Origin of the sequence: Streptomyces sp. NPDC020996 (genome assembly GCF_040641355.1) — a bacterium.
Classification (GTDB): Bacteria; Actinomycetota; Actinomycetes; order Streptomycetales; family Streptomycetaceae; genus Streptomyces.
Genome location: NZ_JBFADM010000013.1, coordinates 105,977 through 119,219 on the forward strand (window position 1 = coordinate 105,977; position 13,243 = coordinate 119,219).

Genomic DNA, 13,243 nt, shown 5'->3' on the forward strand with positions numbered 1-13,243 from the left:
CCTCCGCCCCGAACCGGGGCCCGGACGCCGAACACGAGCGGCCTCCACCCCGAACCAAGCCCAGACCCCGGCCAACAGCAGTCCCCGCCCCCAGACAAGCCCAGACGCCGGACAGGGGCAACCTCCGCCCCGAACCGAGCCCGGACCGGGCAGGAGCGGTGTCCGCCCCGCGCCGGTCTGGACGGGCGGGCGGTGGTCACCCCCGCTCGGCCGGTGTCTCGCCCCTCGCCGCGCCGGACACGATGTCCAGGGCGTCCTTCAGGGTCGCCGGTCTGAGCAGCCCCCGCGCCGACGGGCCGGACCAGCCGGGCCCGCCCAGCACCACCAGCGGCTGTCTGCGGGCGCCCTTGACCCCCCACCGGGTGCCGGCGATGTGGCGGGCCAGCGGCAGGCTCGCGGTGGAGCGCGCCTGCGCCCACAGCACGACGGCGGACGGGCCGAGCCGTTGCACCGCAGCCGCGAGCGCCTCCGCGGGCACGGCGGCCCCGAACATCCGCGTAGGCAGGCCGAATTCGCAGAGGGCGGCGTTGAGCGCCTCGATCGGCAGGGTGTGCTGTTCGCCGGGCACGCAGGCGAGGACGACGGGCCCGGCCACCGGGGAGTCGCCCTGCCGTCCGGGGGGCGGGGTGCACCGGCGCAGGATCGTGGAGACGTGCCAGGACAGCAGGTGCTCGACCTCGACGTAACGGTCGCCGGACGACGCCCACTTGCGGCCCACCGCGTGCAGCGTAGGCACCATCACCTCCTGCCAGGCGACGGCGATGCCGTACTGCTCCACGGCGACGGCGAGTTGCCGTTCGACGGCCGGGGCGTCGAGGCGTACGGCGGCGCGGGCCAGGCCCCGGCACTCCTGGCGCACGTCGCCGAGGGGCAGGGTGCGGGCCGCGGTGGAAGGGCCGTGCGCCTCGGGCTCCCGGGTCTCCCGTGCCGACCGGGCCTCCTGAGACTCCGGAGACTCCTGGGGCTCCTGGGGCTCCTGGGGCTCCTCGGGCACGCTGATCGCGGCGGGCGAGCCGGCCGTCTCCCGGGCGGCACGGGCCGCCTCCGCCGGCGGCACGCCGGAGGACGTCAGCCGGCACATCGCCTCGAGCACCGCCACGTCCCGCGGGGTCCAGCGCCGGTGCCGGCCGTCGGCGCGGACGGCGGGGCCGATGCCGTAGCGGCGGTCCCAGGAGCGCAGCGTGGTGGGCGAGACGCCCAGCCGACGGGCCAGCGCGCCGGTCGTCAGGGGCACGTCGGCCCTGTGGGAAGCCCGGCCGGCGCCGAGGTCCGGGGCGGCGGGTGGCTCGCTCATGGGGCGACTATACGACGCAGAATCGATGCGAGTTGATGACCTTGCTCCCCGGCTCCGACCATGGGCGTACCGGGGGCCGCCTCCCCGGCAGACGCCCCGAGGCCGCCCGGGCCGCAGGTGCCCGCCGGCCCCCGGTACGGCCCGGGCGGACGTCGCATCCTGCCCGCCCTCCGCACCCGCCCCTCACGCCTCGACGCCGGCCTCTACACATAAGGGGCGAATAAGCGCAAAATGGTGTCAGGCGGCGCTTAACGCGCACCGCACCCGAGATCAACACATCGACAATCGGCACATCGGCAATCGACAAGCCGACGCGGTCAGACTTGCGAACCGAAGGAGGCGAGTCATGGCCAACGTCTCGCGCACCAAGGGCGACATGGCCGGTCACCCCGACGTCATCGAAATGCGGGCGCGCTACGCCCGTGTGCTCGGCGGTCGCGACGTGGCGCTCGTGGACGGACCGGTGTTCCTGCTCGGTCTGTACTGCGCGGTATCCCCTTGGATACTCCACTACACGACCAGCCAGCCCGCGCTCATGACCCACAACCTGGTGGTGGGCATCGCCATCGGACTGCTGGGGCTCGGCTTCACCGCCGCACCCGAGCGCATGTACGGCCTGAGCTGGGCCATGTCCGCACTGGGCGTCTGGATGATCATCGCCCCGTGGATCGTCGGCACCGGCCCCGACGCGGGGATCATCTGGAACAACGTCGTCATCGGCGCCCTGGCCGTGATCCTGGGGCTCGTGTGCGCCGGCACGGCGGCGAGGAGCGCCCCCAAGCCGTAGCGGCACGGCGGGAACGAGCCGTGGCAGCACAACGAGCACGTGACACAGCGAGAACGAGAAAGGGACGACACACAGGCCGGTCCGCGTGAGGCGGACCGGCCGTTTCGCTGTGCCGCCCTGCGGAGTCAGCCGAGCTTCTTGAGCAGTTCCGCGGCCAGCGGGGCGGAGGAGGCCGGGTTCTGGCCGGTGACGAGGTTGCGGTCGACCACGACGTTCGGCGTCCACGGCTCCTTCTCCTCGACCTGCACGCCGGCCTCGGTCAGCCGGTCCTGCAGCAGCCAGCGGGCCTTCCCGGCGAGTCCGGCCTGGGTCTCCTCGGCGTTGGTGAAGGCGGCCACGCGGTATCCGGCGAAGGCGTTGGCGCCGTCGTCCCCGGTGGCGGCGAGGAGGGCGGCCGGGCCGTGGCAGACGACGCCGAGCGGCCGGCCGGAGTGAAGGGCGGCCGTCAGGAGCCTGCCGGACTGGGCGTCGACCGCCAGGTCCTCCATCGGGCCGTGGCCGCCGGGGTAGAACACGGCGGCGAAGTCGTCGAGGTCGACGTCCTCCAGGCGCACGGGGTGCCGCAGTTCGGTCATCCCGTCGAGCGCGGCGGCGATGCGGTCGGCGTTCTCCTGCCCGCCGTTGGCCTCGGGCGCGAGGCTGGCCCGGTCGACGGGCGGCACGACACCGCCCGGGGTGGCGACGACGACCTCGTGGCCGGCCGCCTTGAACGCCTCGTACGGGGCCACGGCCTCCTCGGCCCAGAAGCCGGTGGGGTGCTTGGTGCCGTCGGCCAGGGTCCAGTGGTCGGCGCCGGTCATCACGAAAAGGATCTTCGACATGGTGTCTCTTTCGGGTCGCTGCCTGGGTGCCGCCGACGCCGCGCGGCAGGTCGTCGGTGCGGCGCCGCAGTCGACCGTATGCCCGCCGAGCCATTGGATTCCAATAGGCTCGCCCATATGAGAGATAGGGAAGCCGATGGCAGCCAGGAAGCGGGGCAGGCCGGCGGCGCGGCGGCGCTCGATCTGAACCTGCTGCGCACGTTCCTGGCCGTCTACCGCACCGGCTCCTTCACCGCCGCGGCCCGCCTGCTCGGCCTGTCCCAGCCCACGGTGACCACACAGGTGCGCGCCCTGGAGCGGCAGCTGGGCCGGGAGCTGTTCCAGCGGCAGGCACGCGGTGTCTCCCCCGTTCCGCACGCCGACGAGCTCGCCGCCCGCGTCGTCGAACCGCTGGACGCCCTCGCCGCGGTCGCCGGTCCGGGCGGGGCCGCGGAGGACCACCCGCCGGAGCCGGTGCACCTCGCCGGCCCCAACGAGTTGCTGACCCACAGCGTCCTGCCCGGCATCGCCCCGCTGATCGACCGAGGGGTGCGGCTGCGCATCACCCCCGGCCTGACCGAGCCGCTGCTGGCGGAGCTGCGGGCCGGCCACCACGACCTGGTGATCGCCACGTTCCGGCCGCGTGGCCGCGCCCTGGTCTCCACGCCGCTGTCGGACGAGGAGTTCGTGCTGGTCGCCTCGCCCGCCCGGGCCGCGCGCATCGGCGGGCCGGCCCGGATCGCCGCCGCGGGGCCCGCCGCCCTGCACGGCGTCCCGCTGGTCGCCTACGCCGACGACCTGCCGATCGTCCGCCGCTACTGGCGCCATGTCTTCGGCCGGCGGCTGGTGTGCCAGGCGGCCGTCACCATGCCCGACCTGAACGCGGTGAAGGCGGCGGTGACCGGCGGCACGGGTTTCACGGTCCTGCCCCGCTACCTGTGCGCCGCCGAACTGGCCTCGGGCGCCCTGGTCGCGCTGCACGCCCCGGACGACCCTCCGATCAACACCGCGTTCCTCGTGCAGCGCCCCGGCGCTCTGGCCAACCCGCACGTGACCCTGGTCCGCGACCACCTGCTGCGGACCGCGCGCGACGGCTGAGCGCGCCCCGGAGCCGCCCCGCGGCCGCCCCGGAAAACCCCGGTGCGCCGGCCCGTGCGGCCCTGGGATCATGCCGCAATGTCCCAGAACCTCGAACAGCTGGTCGTACGCCACACCCACCGCCTCCCGCTGCCGTCCGGCCCGGCCGGGCAAGGGGACGTCGCGGCACGGCAGTTCGACGCCGTGCTGATGTCCGTGGGCTTCAAGCTCTCGGCGGATCTGCTGACGCGCCTGTCGGGGCTGTCCGAGGGCACGGTCGTCGACACCGCCGTGCGCACGCTGCGGACCGTACGGGAGATGACCGGCGACCACGTGCGGCACAACACGTACTTCGTCGACTTCCCGGCCGGCGTGCCGGACACCGTCGACTTCTGGATGCGCTGCGTCACCGAGGCGCTCGCCGACGACGCGTCCCGCGAGAGCACGCTGACCCAGCTGCGCGGCGGCGTGCTGGACCTGCTCACGCTGCCCTCCTACGGCACCTACCGGCACACCTACGAGGAGATGCTCGCCGCGCACGACGAGCTGATCGCGGCGGCGGGCGACCGGATGACCGTCCTGCACCTCGGCGGGCCGCCGCGGGAGGAGGTCACCGGCCTGTACCTGGCGCTGGCGGGCAGCGGAACGCCGCTGGGCGACGACGGCCTGCGCGACCTGGAGACCCTCGCCGGGGCCTGCGTGGACGGGCCGCAGCCGGAGGCGATCCCGGTCCGGGAGAACCGGGCGGTCGTCAACCGGGCCCGCCTGACGGCCGGCGCGGACCTCCTGCTGGACACCGTCACCGACGTGCTGCGGCTGGCCTGTGCGCTGTCGGGCGGCGACGTGACCCTGCGGGAGCCGACCCGGTTCCGTACGCTGCCCCGCCCGGTCCGCCGGGCCCTGCTCGCCGGCCTGGACGCGGTCGTCGCGGCGGCCCCCGCCAAGCTGGCGGACGTGCACGCGCACCGGGAGGCGTTCAAGCGGCTCGGCGAGCGCCTGCATCCGCACGAGTACCCCAAGTGGCCGTACGCGGCAGAGGTGTTCGCCGTCGCCCGCGGCGAGCAGCGGGCGCGCTCCTTCGACAGCCGTGTGGAGGAGCTGCTGGGCATGTACGACGTCACCGGCGCGACGGAGCTGCTGAAGTCCGCGCCGGGCAAGCTGTTCAGGTCCCTGGACCGGCTGCTGCGGATGGCCCTCACGCAGGACGAGCGGGACGCCGTGGTGGCCGCCGCCGAGCAGGTCGCCCCCCTGGTCGCCGGCCGGGTCGTGCTGGCGGTGCGCGAGCACCTGCACAACCGGGCCCGGCAGACCGGCGAGCGCCGCGTCTTCGTCAACCGGCTGGGCCGCGCCTGGGTCACCGCGGACGAGCGCCCGCCGGTGCTGCCGGCGGAGCGGGCGCGGCTGATCTCCGCCCTCGACGCCGAGATGGGCCGCCGACTGCCGTCCCCGCAGCGCCTGTTGGTCGACCCGGACGTCCTCGACGTGGCGCTTCCGCTCAGCGGCAGGGCGACCGCGGCCGGGCTCGGCGTGCTGCCCCGCGGCTCCGTCTCCCCGGTCGAGGGCGAGCTGCTGCGCTTCTTCGTGTACTGGAAGCAGGCCGAACTCCGCACGGACTTCGACCTGTCGGCGCTGATGCTGGACGCCCGGTACCGGACCACCGCCTGGCTGTCGTACACCGCGCTGAGCCAGTACGAGGGCGAGCACTCCGGTGACATCACCGAAGCACCGGACGGCGCCTCGGAGTTCATCAACCTCCGGCTGGGCGCCGTGCGCAGCACCTACATCGTGCCGCAGGTCCACATCTTCGCCGGCGAGGGCTTCGAGGAGGTCGAGGAGTCCTTCTTCGGCTTCATGCTGCGTGAGGGCGAGCAGCGGGGCCGGCCGTTCGAACCGCGCACCGTGCGCATGAAGTCGGAGCTGCGCGGGCCGGGGCGGGTAGCGGTGCCGCTGGCGTTCCGGCGGGAACGGGACGGCCGCTGGACCGCCCGGTGGCTGCACCTGTACCTGAGGGGCCTGGACACGGGCAACCAGGTCGAGGGGATCCGGGTGACGCTCTCGACGCTGCTGCGCGGCATCGTCGAGCGCGAGTACCTCACCGTTCGGCACCTCACCGACCTGATGGCCGCCGGCGGGGCCGACGTGACGCTGTGGGACGGCGGTCCGGTCCCGGACGGCCCCGTCACCTACATCGGTCTGGAACGGCCCGACGGACTGCACCCGGACTCCCGCGTCGTCACCCCGGAAAACCTGCGCGACCTGATCCCCGCATGACTGTTAGGGTGGCTGGCAGGCGAGGCCATGAACGGGCTTCCTTCTCAACTCCTTTCTGACGTAGTCCGTTCGCTCTCCTCGCCGCCGACGTGACCGAAGGGGCGTCGTACGGCCGGGCCGTGCGGCGCCCCTTCGGTCTGCTCGGAGTTCTCGGTCGTGGGCTCTCGGTCGTGGGCTCTCGGTCGTGGTTCACTCGGCGACGGCCGCCCGGGCCGCGGCGAGGGCCTGCTCGGCGTAACCGCGCCCGAACAGCACGGCGTGCACCAGCAGCGGGAACAGCTGGTGCAGCCCGACGCGGTCTCTCCAGCCGTCGGCGAGCGTCGCGGCCCGCTGATACCCGTCGAGCACGTGCTCCAGGTACGGGCAGCCGAACAGATGGAGCATGGCCAGGTCGGTCTCCCGGTGCCCGCCGTGCGCGGCCGGGTCGATCAGCCAGGCGTGCTCCCCGTCCCACAGCACGTTGCCGTTCCACAGGTCGCCGTGCAGTCGGGCCGGCGGCTCGGCGGGTCCGGCCAGTGCGGGCAGCCGCTCGCAGAGCCGCTCGACGACGGCCGCCTCGGCTGGCCGGACGGTGCCGGCGTCGACCGCGCGACGCAGATACGGCAGCACCCGGTGCTCGGCGTACCAGCGGGGCCAGTCGGTGCCGGGGACGTTGCGCATGGGGGCCAGGCCGATGCGGGCGTCCTCGGGTCCGCCGGGCGGCGGGGCGCCGAACGCGGGCGCGCCCGCCGCGTGCAGGGCGGCCAGCTCGCGCCCGAACCGCAGCGCGGTCCCGGGCGTCGGCCGGCCATCGGGCACGCGGGCGGTCACCAGCCAGTGCCGGTCGCGGCCGTACACGTGCGGCACCCGCACCGCGCCGGCCGCGGCCAGCCAGCGCAGCCCGGCCTCCTCGGCCCGCACGGCGAGCTCGTCACCGCGCTTGACCATCACCGGCCGGCCGTCGTCCAGGGTCACCTCGGCGAGCACGGCGGACAGGCGGCGCTCGCCGCGCACGGCGCACCCGGTGACGCGCGCCGCCGCGGCGGCGGGCCCGTCACCGCCGGCGGCCGTCCGGCGGGCGTTCATCCGGCACGCTCCGGGCCCTGGAGTCCGGTCGTCACCGTCGCGCGGACGGCGGGCGCGGACCGGCGGAGACGTCCGGTGCGGTCGGGGTGGGGCACGGCGACCAGGGTACGGCGGTGACCGCCCTTTCCGCCGTACCCTGGGTGCGCGGTGGGGACGTGGTCGGGGTCAGGCGTTCTTGCGCCCCACACCGGCGTAGAAGCCGATCTCCTCCGAGCGGGGCGGGGGCGGGGTGTCCGGGCGCCAGAACGGGATCTGGGCCAGGCCGGGCTCGACGAGTTCGAAGCCGTCGAAGAACCGCTCGATCTGGGCGCGGGTGCGCAGGTTCAGGGTGGCGGTGGCCTTGTTGTAGACGGCCTGCGCCGCGGTGCGGTCCGCGAAGTCGCCGGTGACGTGCGAGAGGACGAGGTAGCTGCCGGCCGGCAGCGCCTCGCACAGGGTGGCGACGATCTGGTCGGGCTTCTCGGCGTCGGTGAGGAAGTGGACGACGGCGACCAGCAGCAGGGCGACGGGCTGGTCGAAGTCGATGACGCTGCGGACGTCGGGGTGGTCCAGCAGGGCCCGCGGGTCGCGCAGGTCGGCCAGCGCGATGCTGGTCGTGCCGGCACCGCTGAGCAGTGCGTCGCCGTGCGCCTTGACGATGGGGTCGTTGTCGACGTAGGCGACCCGCACGTCCGGCGCCACCTCGCGCGCGACCTCGTGCACGTTGGGTGAGATGGGCAGCCCCGTGCCGATGTCGAGGATCTGGCGGACGCCGCTGCCGACGACGTACCGGACGGCGCGCTGCAGGAAGGCGCGGTTCGCCCGCAGGCCGATGCGCACCTCGGGCGCGGCGGCGGCGAGGGCCTCGCCGGCCTGCTGGTCCACCTCGTAGTTGTTCTTGCCGCCCAGCAGGTAGTCGTAGATCCGCGCAGGGTGTGGCCTGCCGGTGTCGATCTCCTCGGCGCGGACCCCGTCCTGTCCCACACTGCCCTCCCGTCGACGACCGCCGCGACCTCGCGCACGGGCGGTTGCCGACAGTTTCCCACACGAACTCTCCTGCTCATGACCGTAGTTGCGCAGGCGAAGGGGGTGCGGACGGGGGCCGGGCGGGGTCGTATCGAAGAGCGGTCCACGCGGTCGCGGAACCACATGGCGGTCCCCCGCCTCGTCGTCGCCGCGAGCCCGTATGGCCCGGCGGGGCCGGGGTACCCGCACGGCTGGAAGACCTCTCTTGAGGAGATGACTCGGATGCGTCTTATCGGACTGCTCCTCGCCGCAGCCACCGCCGCCTTCACCGCGCTGCTGATCACCGGCAACCTGTCCGGGGGGCCCGAGTACCAGGTGTCGGTGCTCGGCAACCACATCGCCACCATGAACGCTCTGGCGATCTTCTGCTCCGGTCTCGCACTGGCGCTCCTGTTCTGCCTGGGCGTGGCCGCGGCGACACACCACCGCCACGAGCCGCACGGGTACGAGCGGAGGGAGGCGGTGCTCCACGAGACGGCGGGCCCGGACACCCGGACCTGAGCCGTCGGCCGGGCGGGCTGACGGGCATGCGGGCAAGCACACGTCTGCGAGGCGGTGATCATGGTCGGTGACCCGGACGACGAACGGCAGGAGCGACGGCAGGGCTCCAGCGGCCACCGGTCGGTGCCGCGGGCCGCCGACGTCCGCATCGAGGCATGGGGCACGAGCCGCGAGCGGTGCATGGCGGAGGCGGTGCTGGGCGTGGTGGAGTGCTTCGTCGACGTCGGCGCGGTGCGGCCCAGGGCGGTGGAGCGGATACGCCTGGCCGGGGCCAGCGACGACGACCTGCTGTCCGCGTTGCTGGACGAGGTCGTCGGGCGGCTGGAGACCTACGGGGAGGTGCCCGTCGACGTGGAGGCGGACGCCACCGACGACGGCCTCGACGTGCGCCTCGCGGTGGCCCGTCCGGCGGGCGCGGAAGGCGCCGGCGCCCTGCCGCGGAACGCCTCGTGGCACGAGCTGCGCATCGCCCCCGACGCGTACGGCTGGTCGTGCGCGGTGACCGTGGACGTGATGTGAGGCCCCGCTCCGGCGGGGGTACTCCGGTCACATGTCCGGCATCGAACTCCACAGCAAAGCGTTCGACGACCACGCCTTCATCGCACGCCGCTACGCCCTGGAGGGCGAGAACGTCTCCCCGCCGCTGACCTGGAGCGGCGTCCCGGGCGACGCGGCCGAGCTGGTGCTGCTGTGCGAGGACCCCGACGCACCGTCGGGCACCTTCGTGCACTGGATCGTGGTCGGCATCGACCCGCGCAGCGAGGGCGTCGCGGAGGGCGAGGGCCCGCCCGGCGGCACCGAGCTCGTCAACGGCTTCGACCGGCGGGGCTGGGGCGGGCCGCACCCGCCGCCCGGCGACGAGGCGCACCGCTACTTCTTCCGGCTGTACGCCCTCGCCGAGCCGTGCGGCCTGTCCGGCGCCCCCGGCGCCGAGGACGTGCACCGGGCCGTCGAGAAACACCAGCTCGCCGACGGCACCGTCGTCGCCCTGTACCGACGCTGACCGCGCCCCGTGTGCCGGTCGCTCCGGCGACCGGTGCCGGTTCCGGGCCTGCTCTGTGTCTCGCCGTCTCGTCGTTTTCACGCGGGGCGGGCCGGCGGCTGCGTCCGGCTCCGGTTCGTGGGGACGACGGCCACGGGGCAGACGGCGTGGTGCAGGACCGCGTGGACCACCGAGCCCAGGTGCAGACCGAGCCGGCCCTCGGCCGGGTGCCGCGGCACCACCACGAGCCCCGACTGCCGTGACGCGTCCACCAGCGCGCCCGCCGGCGTGTCGACGGTCAGCTCGGTGTCGACGTGCACCTTCGGGTGGTCGGCGACGGGCCGGGCGACGTGGTTCAGCAGCTGGGCGTGGGCCTGCCGTTCCTCGTCGATCCGGTCGACCTGCGGCACCATCAGCCCGGCCTGGCCGAGCGGCGTCCAGGCGTGCACCAGCCGGACACCGGCCCTGCGCAGCTCCGCCTCGGCTAGGGCGAACCGGACGGCCTCCTCGTCCCGGTCGTCCCGGACGCCGACCACGATGCCCTCGTGCCGGGGCTGCTGCCGGCCGCCGCGCACCACGATCACGGGCCGGTCGGCGTGGGCGGCCACCTTCAGGCTCACCGAGCCGAGCAGCAGCCCGGCGAAGCCGCCGCGCCCACGGCTGCCGACCACGATCAGGTCGGCGTCCTCGGCGGCGGCGAGGACGCCCTCGGCCGGGGCGTCCTGCGACAGGAAGGTGTCGATCTGCAGGCCCGGGCGGCTGGAGGCGAGACGTTCCCGGGTGGCGTCCAGCAGTCCGGTGGCGCCCTCGAGGACCTGCTCGGTGAGCCCCGCCCCCGTCCTGGCTCGGCCGAGTTCCGTGCCGGGCCCGGCGGCGTGCACGAGCCTGAGCACGCTGCGGCGCAGCTCCGCCTCGTGAGCCGCCCACTCGGCGGCGAGCCAGGTGTGCGCGGAGTCGTCGACTCCGACGACCACGGTTCCTCGGCGTGCGTCGGTCATGGCAGGCACTCCGTCCGTCACCAGGGGCCGGGTTCCGCCCACCGGACGGGCGGGCGGCCGGCCCGTTCGCGTTCGATGAGGCCGATGATGCGTCCCTCGGAGGCACCGGAACGGCGCCGGCGCCGGACCGGCCCCGCGCCTCCTGCGCGCGTGGCGGCGCCGTTCCCTTTGCGGCCGCGTACCCGGAGGCGCTGTCTTCGACACCGGAACCGCCGGAACCGCCGGATCCGCCGGTCGCGGTGAGCCCGCGCGAGGCATGCCGCCGGGCACGCCGACGGCCCGGCGGCATGCCTCGGCGGCGGCGCGGCGCGGTCGGCCGTCGCACCGGGTGAGGGACGGGAGCCGCCCGCAGCCGGAAGAGGGGCCGGATGGCCGGGGCCGGCGGCCCGGGACGCGGTCGGTGGGCCGGCCCGGGACGCGGTCGGTGGGCCGGTCGGGTGGTGTTGAGCTACCGGGCCGTGGCCGCGCGGGCGTCACCGTTCGACAGCAGTGCGGCCAGTTCCCGCTGGTGCGGGAAGGAGCCGGGGACGTAGCCGCACCACGGCTCCTCGGCGTACGGGTCGCCGGTCACGCCGTACGCCCGCGACCGGGAGCCGCCGCACACCTGCCGGAACTCGCACGCCCCGCACCGGCCGCCCAGCCGGCCGGCGTCGCGCAGCCCGGTGAACAGCTCCGACGTCCGGTAGATGTCGGGCAGCGGGGTCTCGCGCACGTTCCCGGCGCCCAGCGGCAGGAAGCCGCTGGGATGCACGGTGCCGGTGTGCGAGACGAAGACGAAGCCGCGGCCGGCGTTGACGTCCAGCGGCGGGCGCCGGGCGCGCCGGGTGGCGGCGGTCAGCCCCAGGGCGGCGGCGCGTTCGCTCAGCTCCCGGTACAACGGCCCCAGCCGCAGCGCCTCGACGTGGTCCTCGCCGCGCGAGGCGAGGATCCGGCGCTGCAGGGCGACGCGGCGGAAGTGGTGGGCCTCGGTGGTCTTGGCGGGCACGGTCAGGCCCATGTCGTGGACGAAGTTGAGGACGTCCTCGACCTCGTCGGCGGTCAGCGCGCCGAGAGTGCGGCCGCGGCCGGTGGGCACCAGGAAGAAGGCGCTCCACAGCATCGCCCCGTGGTCGGCGACCAGGCGGACGATGCCGGGCAGGTCGTGCAGGTTGTGCCGGGCGACCGTGGTGTTGATCTGCACCTTCAGGCCGATCACGCGAGCCGCGTCCCAGGCGTCGAGGGTCCAGCGGTAGACGCCGTGCACCCCCCGGAAGGCGTCGTGCACCTCGCCGGTGGAGCCGTCGAGGCTGAGCGAGAGGCCGACGGCGCCCGCCGCGTGCAGGGCGCGCAGCCGCTCCTCGGTGAGCGTCGGGGTGCCGGAGGGGGAGACCGCGACGCGGACGCCGACGGCGGCGCCGTGCGCGACGAGCTCCGTCAGGTCCGGTCGCTGGAACGGGTCGCCGCCCGTGATCACGAACAGCGGGGCGGGCCGCCCGAAGGCGGCCACCTGGCGCAGCAGGTCCTTCGCGGCGGCGGTGTCCAGTTCCCGCGGGTCACGGTCCGGCACCGCCTCGGCGCGGCAGTGCCGGCAGGCCAACGGACAGGCCCGGGTGGACTCCCAGATGACGATGAACGGCCGCTCCCCCGCGCCGTGGCGCTGCCGTCGCAGGGCCTGGCCGGCCGCGCTCACCGCGGCACCGCCGGCCGGATGCCGGGTCCGGCCGCCCCGGGGTCAGGGCAGACGAGGCGGGCGGCCGGACGGTGACCGGACCGGACCGTGCGCGGTGCCCACCGCGAGCGACGGGGGCGGGGGCGGCCGAGCGGGTGCTCGGAATGATCGTGCACGGGACAACCTCCGGTTCGTTCGGCCCCAGCTTCCGCCCTCGCGGAGCGGTCCCGCGGCGGCCGATGTGCCCTGATGCGAGGGCCGACGGTCCCTGCCCGGCGGATCCGGGCTCAGCGGCGGTGCGCGCGGTCGGGCGTGAGGGCCCGCGAGGTGGCGAACAGAGCCGCGCCGAGGCCGGTGAGCAGGGCGCCCAGGCCGGTGACCAGTGTGGTGAGATGCCATGCCTGGTAGGCGGACATGAGGGACCCGCGCAGGGTCTCGCCCATGAAGGCGGTCTGCCGCAGCCGCGCGAGCTTCTCGTCGTCGCCCCCGCCCGCGTGCAGTTCCTCGGTGATCTCGGCGTAGGTCCGCCCACCGGTGGCATGAACGACGTGGTCCTTGATCAGCTCCGCGTAGGCGTGCGCCTCGATCCCGGTCTGCACGGGCCGGCCCGCGAAACAGGCGAGGGATGCGGGCAGCCCGTGGTCCGGGAAGGTGATCTTCTGGGCGGCCAGTTCGGCCCGGATCTCCTTGCGGCCGCGGCGGCCGCGCACGAGCATCACGGGCCCCGCGGCGGCGACGGCCAGGCCGATCGCCCCGATCAGGGTGCTGCTCCGGCGGTGTGCACCGTCCATGAGGTGGCTTCCTTCTCTCTGTGC

General features: G+C 74.8%; 13 protein-coding genes. 6 read left to right on the plus strand and 7 right to left on the minus strand.

Translation table 11 applies throughout. The features are described 5' to 3' along the window. Positions 1-196: 196 nt before the first annotated feature. The gene (locus AB0G63_RS12650) at positions 197-1,294 is read right to left on the minus strand and encodes a MerR family transcriptional regulator (protein WP_360748538.1); all 1,098 of its coding nucleotides are present in this window, start codon (positions 1,292-1,294) and stop codon (positions 197-199) included. 346 nt (positions 1,295-1,640) lie between these two features. Here AB0G63_RS12650 and AB0G63_RS12655 point away from each other — a divergent pair, with 346 nt between their 5' ends. Further along, positions 1,641-2,081, plus strand: coding sequence for an SPW repeat protein (locus tag AB0G63_RS12655; RefSeq protein ID WP_360748541.1), 441 nt, complete (start codon positions 1,641-1,643; stop codon positions 2,079-2,081). Positions 2,082-2,206: 125 nt separating this feature from the next. Here AB0G63_RS12655 and AB0G63_RS12660 read toward each other — a convergent pair whose 3' ends face one another. Then, entirely contained in the window at positions 2,207-2,902 is a 696-nt protein-coding gene (locus AB0G63_RS12660) for a type 1 glutamine amidotransferase domain-containing protein (RefSeq protein WP_360748544.1), read from the minus strand. A gap of 117 nt (positions 2,903-3,019) precedes the next feature. Between AB0G63_RS12660 and AB0G63_RS12665 the strand changes: the two genes are divergently transcribed. Further along, positions 3,020-3,979 (plus strand): LysR family transcriptional regulator, encoded by a 960-nt coding sequence (locus AB0G63_RS12665; protein ID WP_360748547.1) that lies wholly within the window; start codon positions 3,020-3,022, stop codon positions 3,977-3,979. A gap of 78 nt (positions 3,980-4,057) precedes the next feature. Further along, on the plus strand, positions 4,058-6,229 hold the full coding sequence (locus AB0G63_RS12670) for a hypothetical protein (RefSeq protein WP_360748549.1): 2,172 nt from the start codon (positions 4,058-4,060) through the stop codon (positions 6,227-6,229). Positions 6,230-6,418: 189 nt separating this feature from the next. On the opposite strand, the gene AB0G63_RS12675 is transcribed toward AB0G63_RS12670, so the two are convergent. Together AB0G63_RS12675 and AB0G63_RS12680 are read right to left on the minus strand one after the other, a co-directional pair. Continuing rightward, positions 6,419-7,294: a fructosamine kinase family protein gene (locus AB0G63_RS12675; protein WP_360748552.1), complete on the minus strand. Its 876-nt coding sequence runs from the start codon at positions 7,292-7,294 to the stop codon at positions 6,419-6,421. Positions 7,295-7,459: 165 nt separating this feature from the next. Further along, positions 7,460-8,257, minus strand: a complete 798-nt coding sequence (locus AB0G63_RS12680) for an SAM-dependent methyltransferase (protein ID WP_360748555.1) — start codon at positions 8,255-8,257, stop codon at positions 7,460-7,462. A 264-nt stretch (positions 8,258-8,521) separates the two neighbouring features. Between AB0G63_RS12680 and AB0G63_RS12685 the strand changes: the two genes are divergently transcribed. From AB0G63_RS12685 to AB0G63_RS12695, 3 genes are read left to right on the plus strand one after another with little or no spacing between them, the layout of a single operon-like run. Next, the gene (locus AB0G63_RS12685; RefSeq protein WP_360748558.1) at positions 8,522-8,800 is read left to right on the plus strand and encodes a hypothetical protein; all 279 of its coding nucleotides are present in this window, start codon (positions 8,522-8,524) and stop codon (positions 8,798-8,800) included. Between the two features lie 60 nt (positions 8,801-8,860). Then, complete coding sequence (locus tag AB0G63_RS12690) at positions 8,861-9,319, plus strand: archease (protein ID WP_360748560.1); 459 nt, start codon at positions 8,861-8,863, stop codon at positions 9,317-9,319. A gap of 31 nt (positions 9,320-9,350) precedes the next feature. Next, positions 9,351-9,803: a YbhB/YbcL family Raf kinase inhibitor-like protein gene (locus AB0G63_RS12695; RefSeq protein WP_360748563.1), complete on the plus strand. Its 453-nt coding sequence runs from the start codon at positions 9,351-9,353 to the stop codon at positions 9,801-9,803. A 77-nt stretch (positions 9,804-9,880) separates the two neighbouring features. Here AB0G63_RS12695 and AB0G63_RS12700 read toward each other — a convergent pair whose 3' ends face one another. From AB0G63_RS12700 to AB0G63_RS12710, 3 genes are all read right to left on the minus strand, one after another. Continuing rightward, the gene (locus AB0G63_RS12700; RefSeq protein WP_360748566.1) at positions 9,881-10,780 is read right to left on the minus strand and encodes a universal stress protein; all 900 of its coding nucleotides are present in this window, start codon (positions 10,778-10,780) and stop codon (positions 9,881-9,883) included. Between the two features lie 448 nt (positions 10,781-11,228). Next, on the minus strand, positions 11,229-12,449 hold the full coding sequence (locus tag AB0G63_RS12705; protein WP_360748569.1) for a TIGR04053 family radical SAM/SPASM domain-containing protein: 1,221 nt from the start codon (positions 12,447-12,449) through the stop codon (positions 11,229-11,231). Positions 12,450-12,715: 266 nt separating this feature from the next. Then, positions 12,716-13,219 (minus strand): hypothetical protein, encoded by a 504-nt coding sequence (locus AB0G63_RS12710; protein WP_360748571.1) that lies wholly within the window; start codon positions 13,217-13,219, stop codon positions 12,716-12,718. Positions 13,220-13,243: the final 24 nt, after the last annotated feature.

Coding starts and splice junctions, on each gene's coding strand:
- AB0G63_RS12660 (WP_360748544.1), bottom strand. CDS start 2,902: ATGTCGAAGATCCTTTTCGTGATGACCGGCGCCGACCACTGGACCCTG.
- AB0G63_RS12685 (WP_360748558.1), top strand. CDS start 8,522: ATGCGTCTTATCGGACTGCTCCTCGCCGCAGCCACCGCCGCCTTCACC.
- AB0G63_RS12655 (WP_360748541.1), top strand. CDS start 1,641: ATGGCCAACGTCTCGCGCACCAAGGGCGACATGGCCGGTCACCCCGAC.
- AB0G63_RS12670 (WP_360748549.1), top strand. CDS start 4,058: ATGTCCCAGAACCTCGAACAGCTGGTCGTACGCCACACCCACCGCCTC.
- AB0G63_RS12650 (WP_360748538.1), bottom strand. CDS start 1,294: ATGAGCGAGCCACCCGCCGCCCCGGACCTCGGCGCCGGCCGGGCTTCC.
- AB0G63_RS12690 (WP_360748560.1), top strand. CDS start 8,861: ATGGTCGGTGACCCGGACGACGAACGGCAGGAGCGACGGCAGGGCTCC.
- AB0G63_RS12675 (WP_360748552.1), bottom strand. CDS start 7,294: ATGAACGCCCGCCGGACGGCCGCCGGCGGTGACGGGCCCGCCGCCGCG.
- AB0G63_RS12665 (WP_360748547.1), top strand. CDS start 3,020: ATGAGAGATAGGGAAGCCGATGGCAGCCAGGAAGCGGGGCAGGCCGGC.
- AB0G63_RS12710 (WP_360748571.1), bottom strand. CDS start 13,219: ATGGACGGTGCACACCGCCGGAGCAGCACCCTGATCGGGGCGATCGGC.
- AB0G63_RS12695 (WP_360748563.1), top strand. CDS start 9,351: ATGTCCGGCATCGAACTCCACAGCAAAGCGTTCGACGACCACGCCTTC.
- AB0G63_RS12700 (WP_360748566.1), bottom strand. CDS start 10,780: ATGACCGACGCACGCCGAGGAACCGTGGTCGTCGGAGTCGACGACTCC.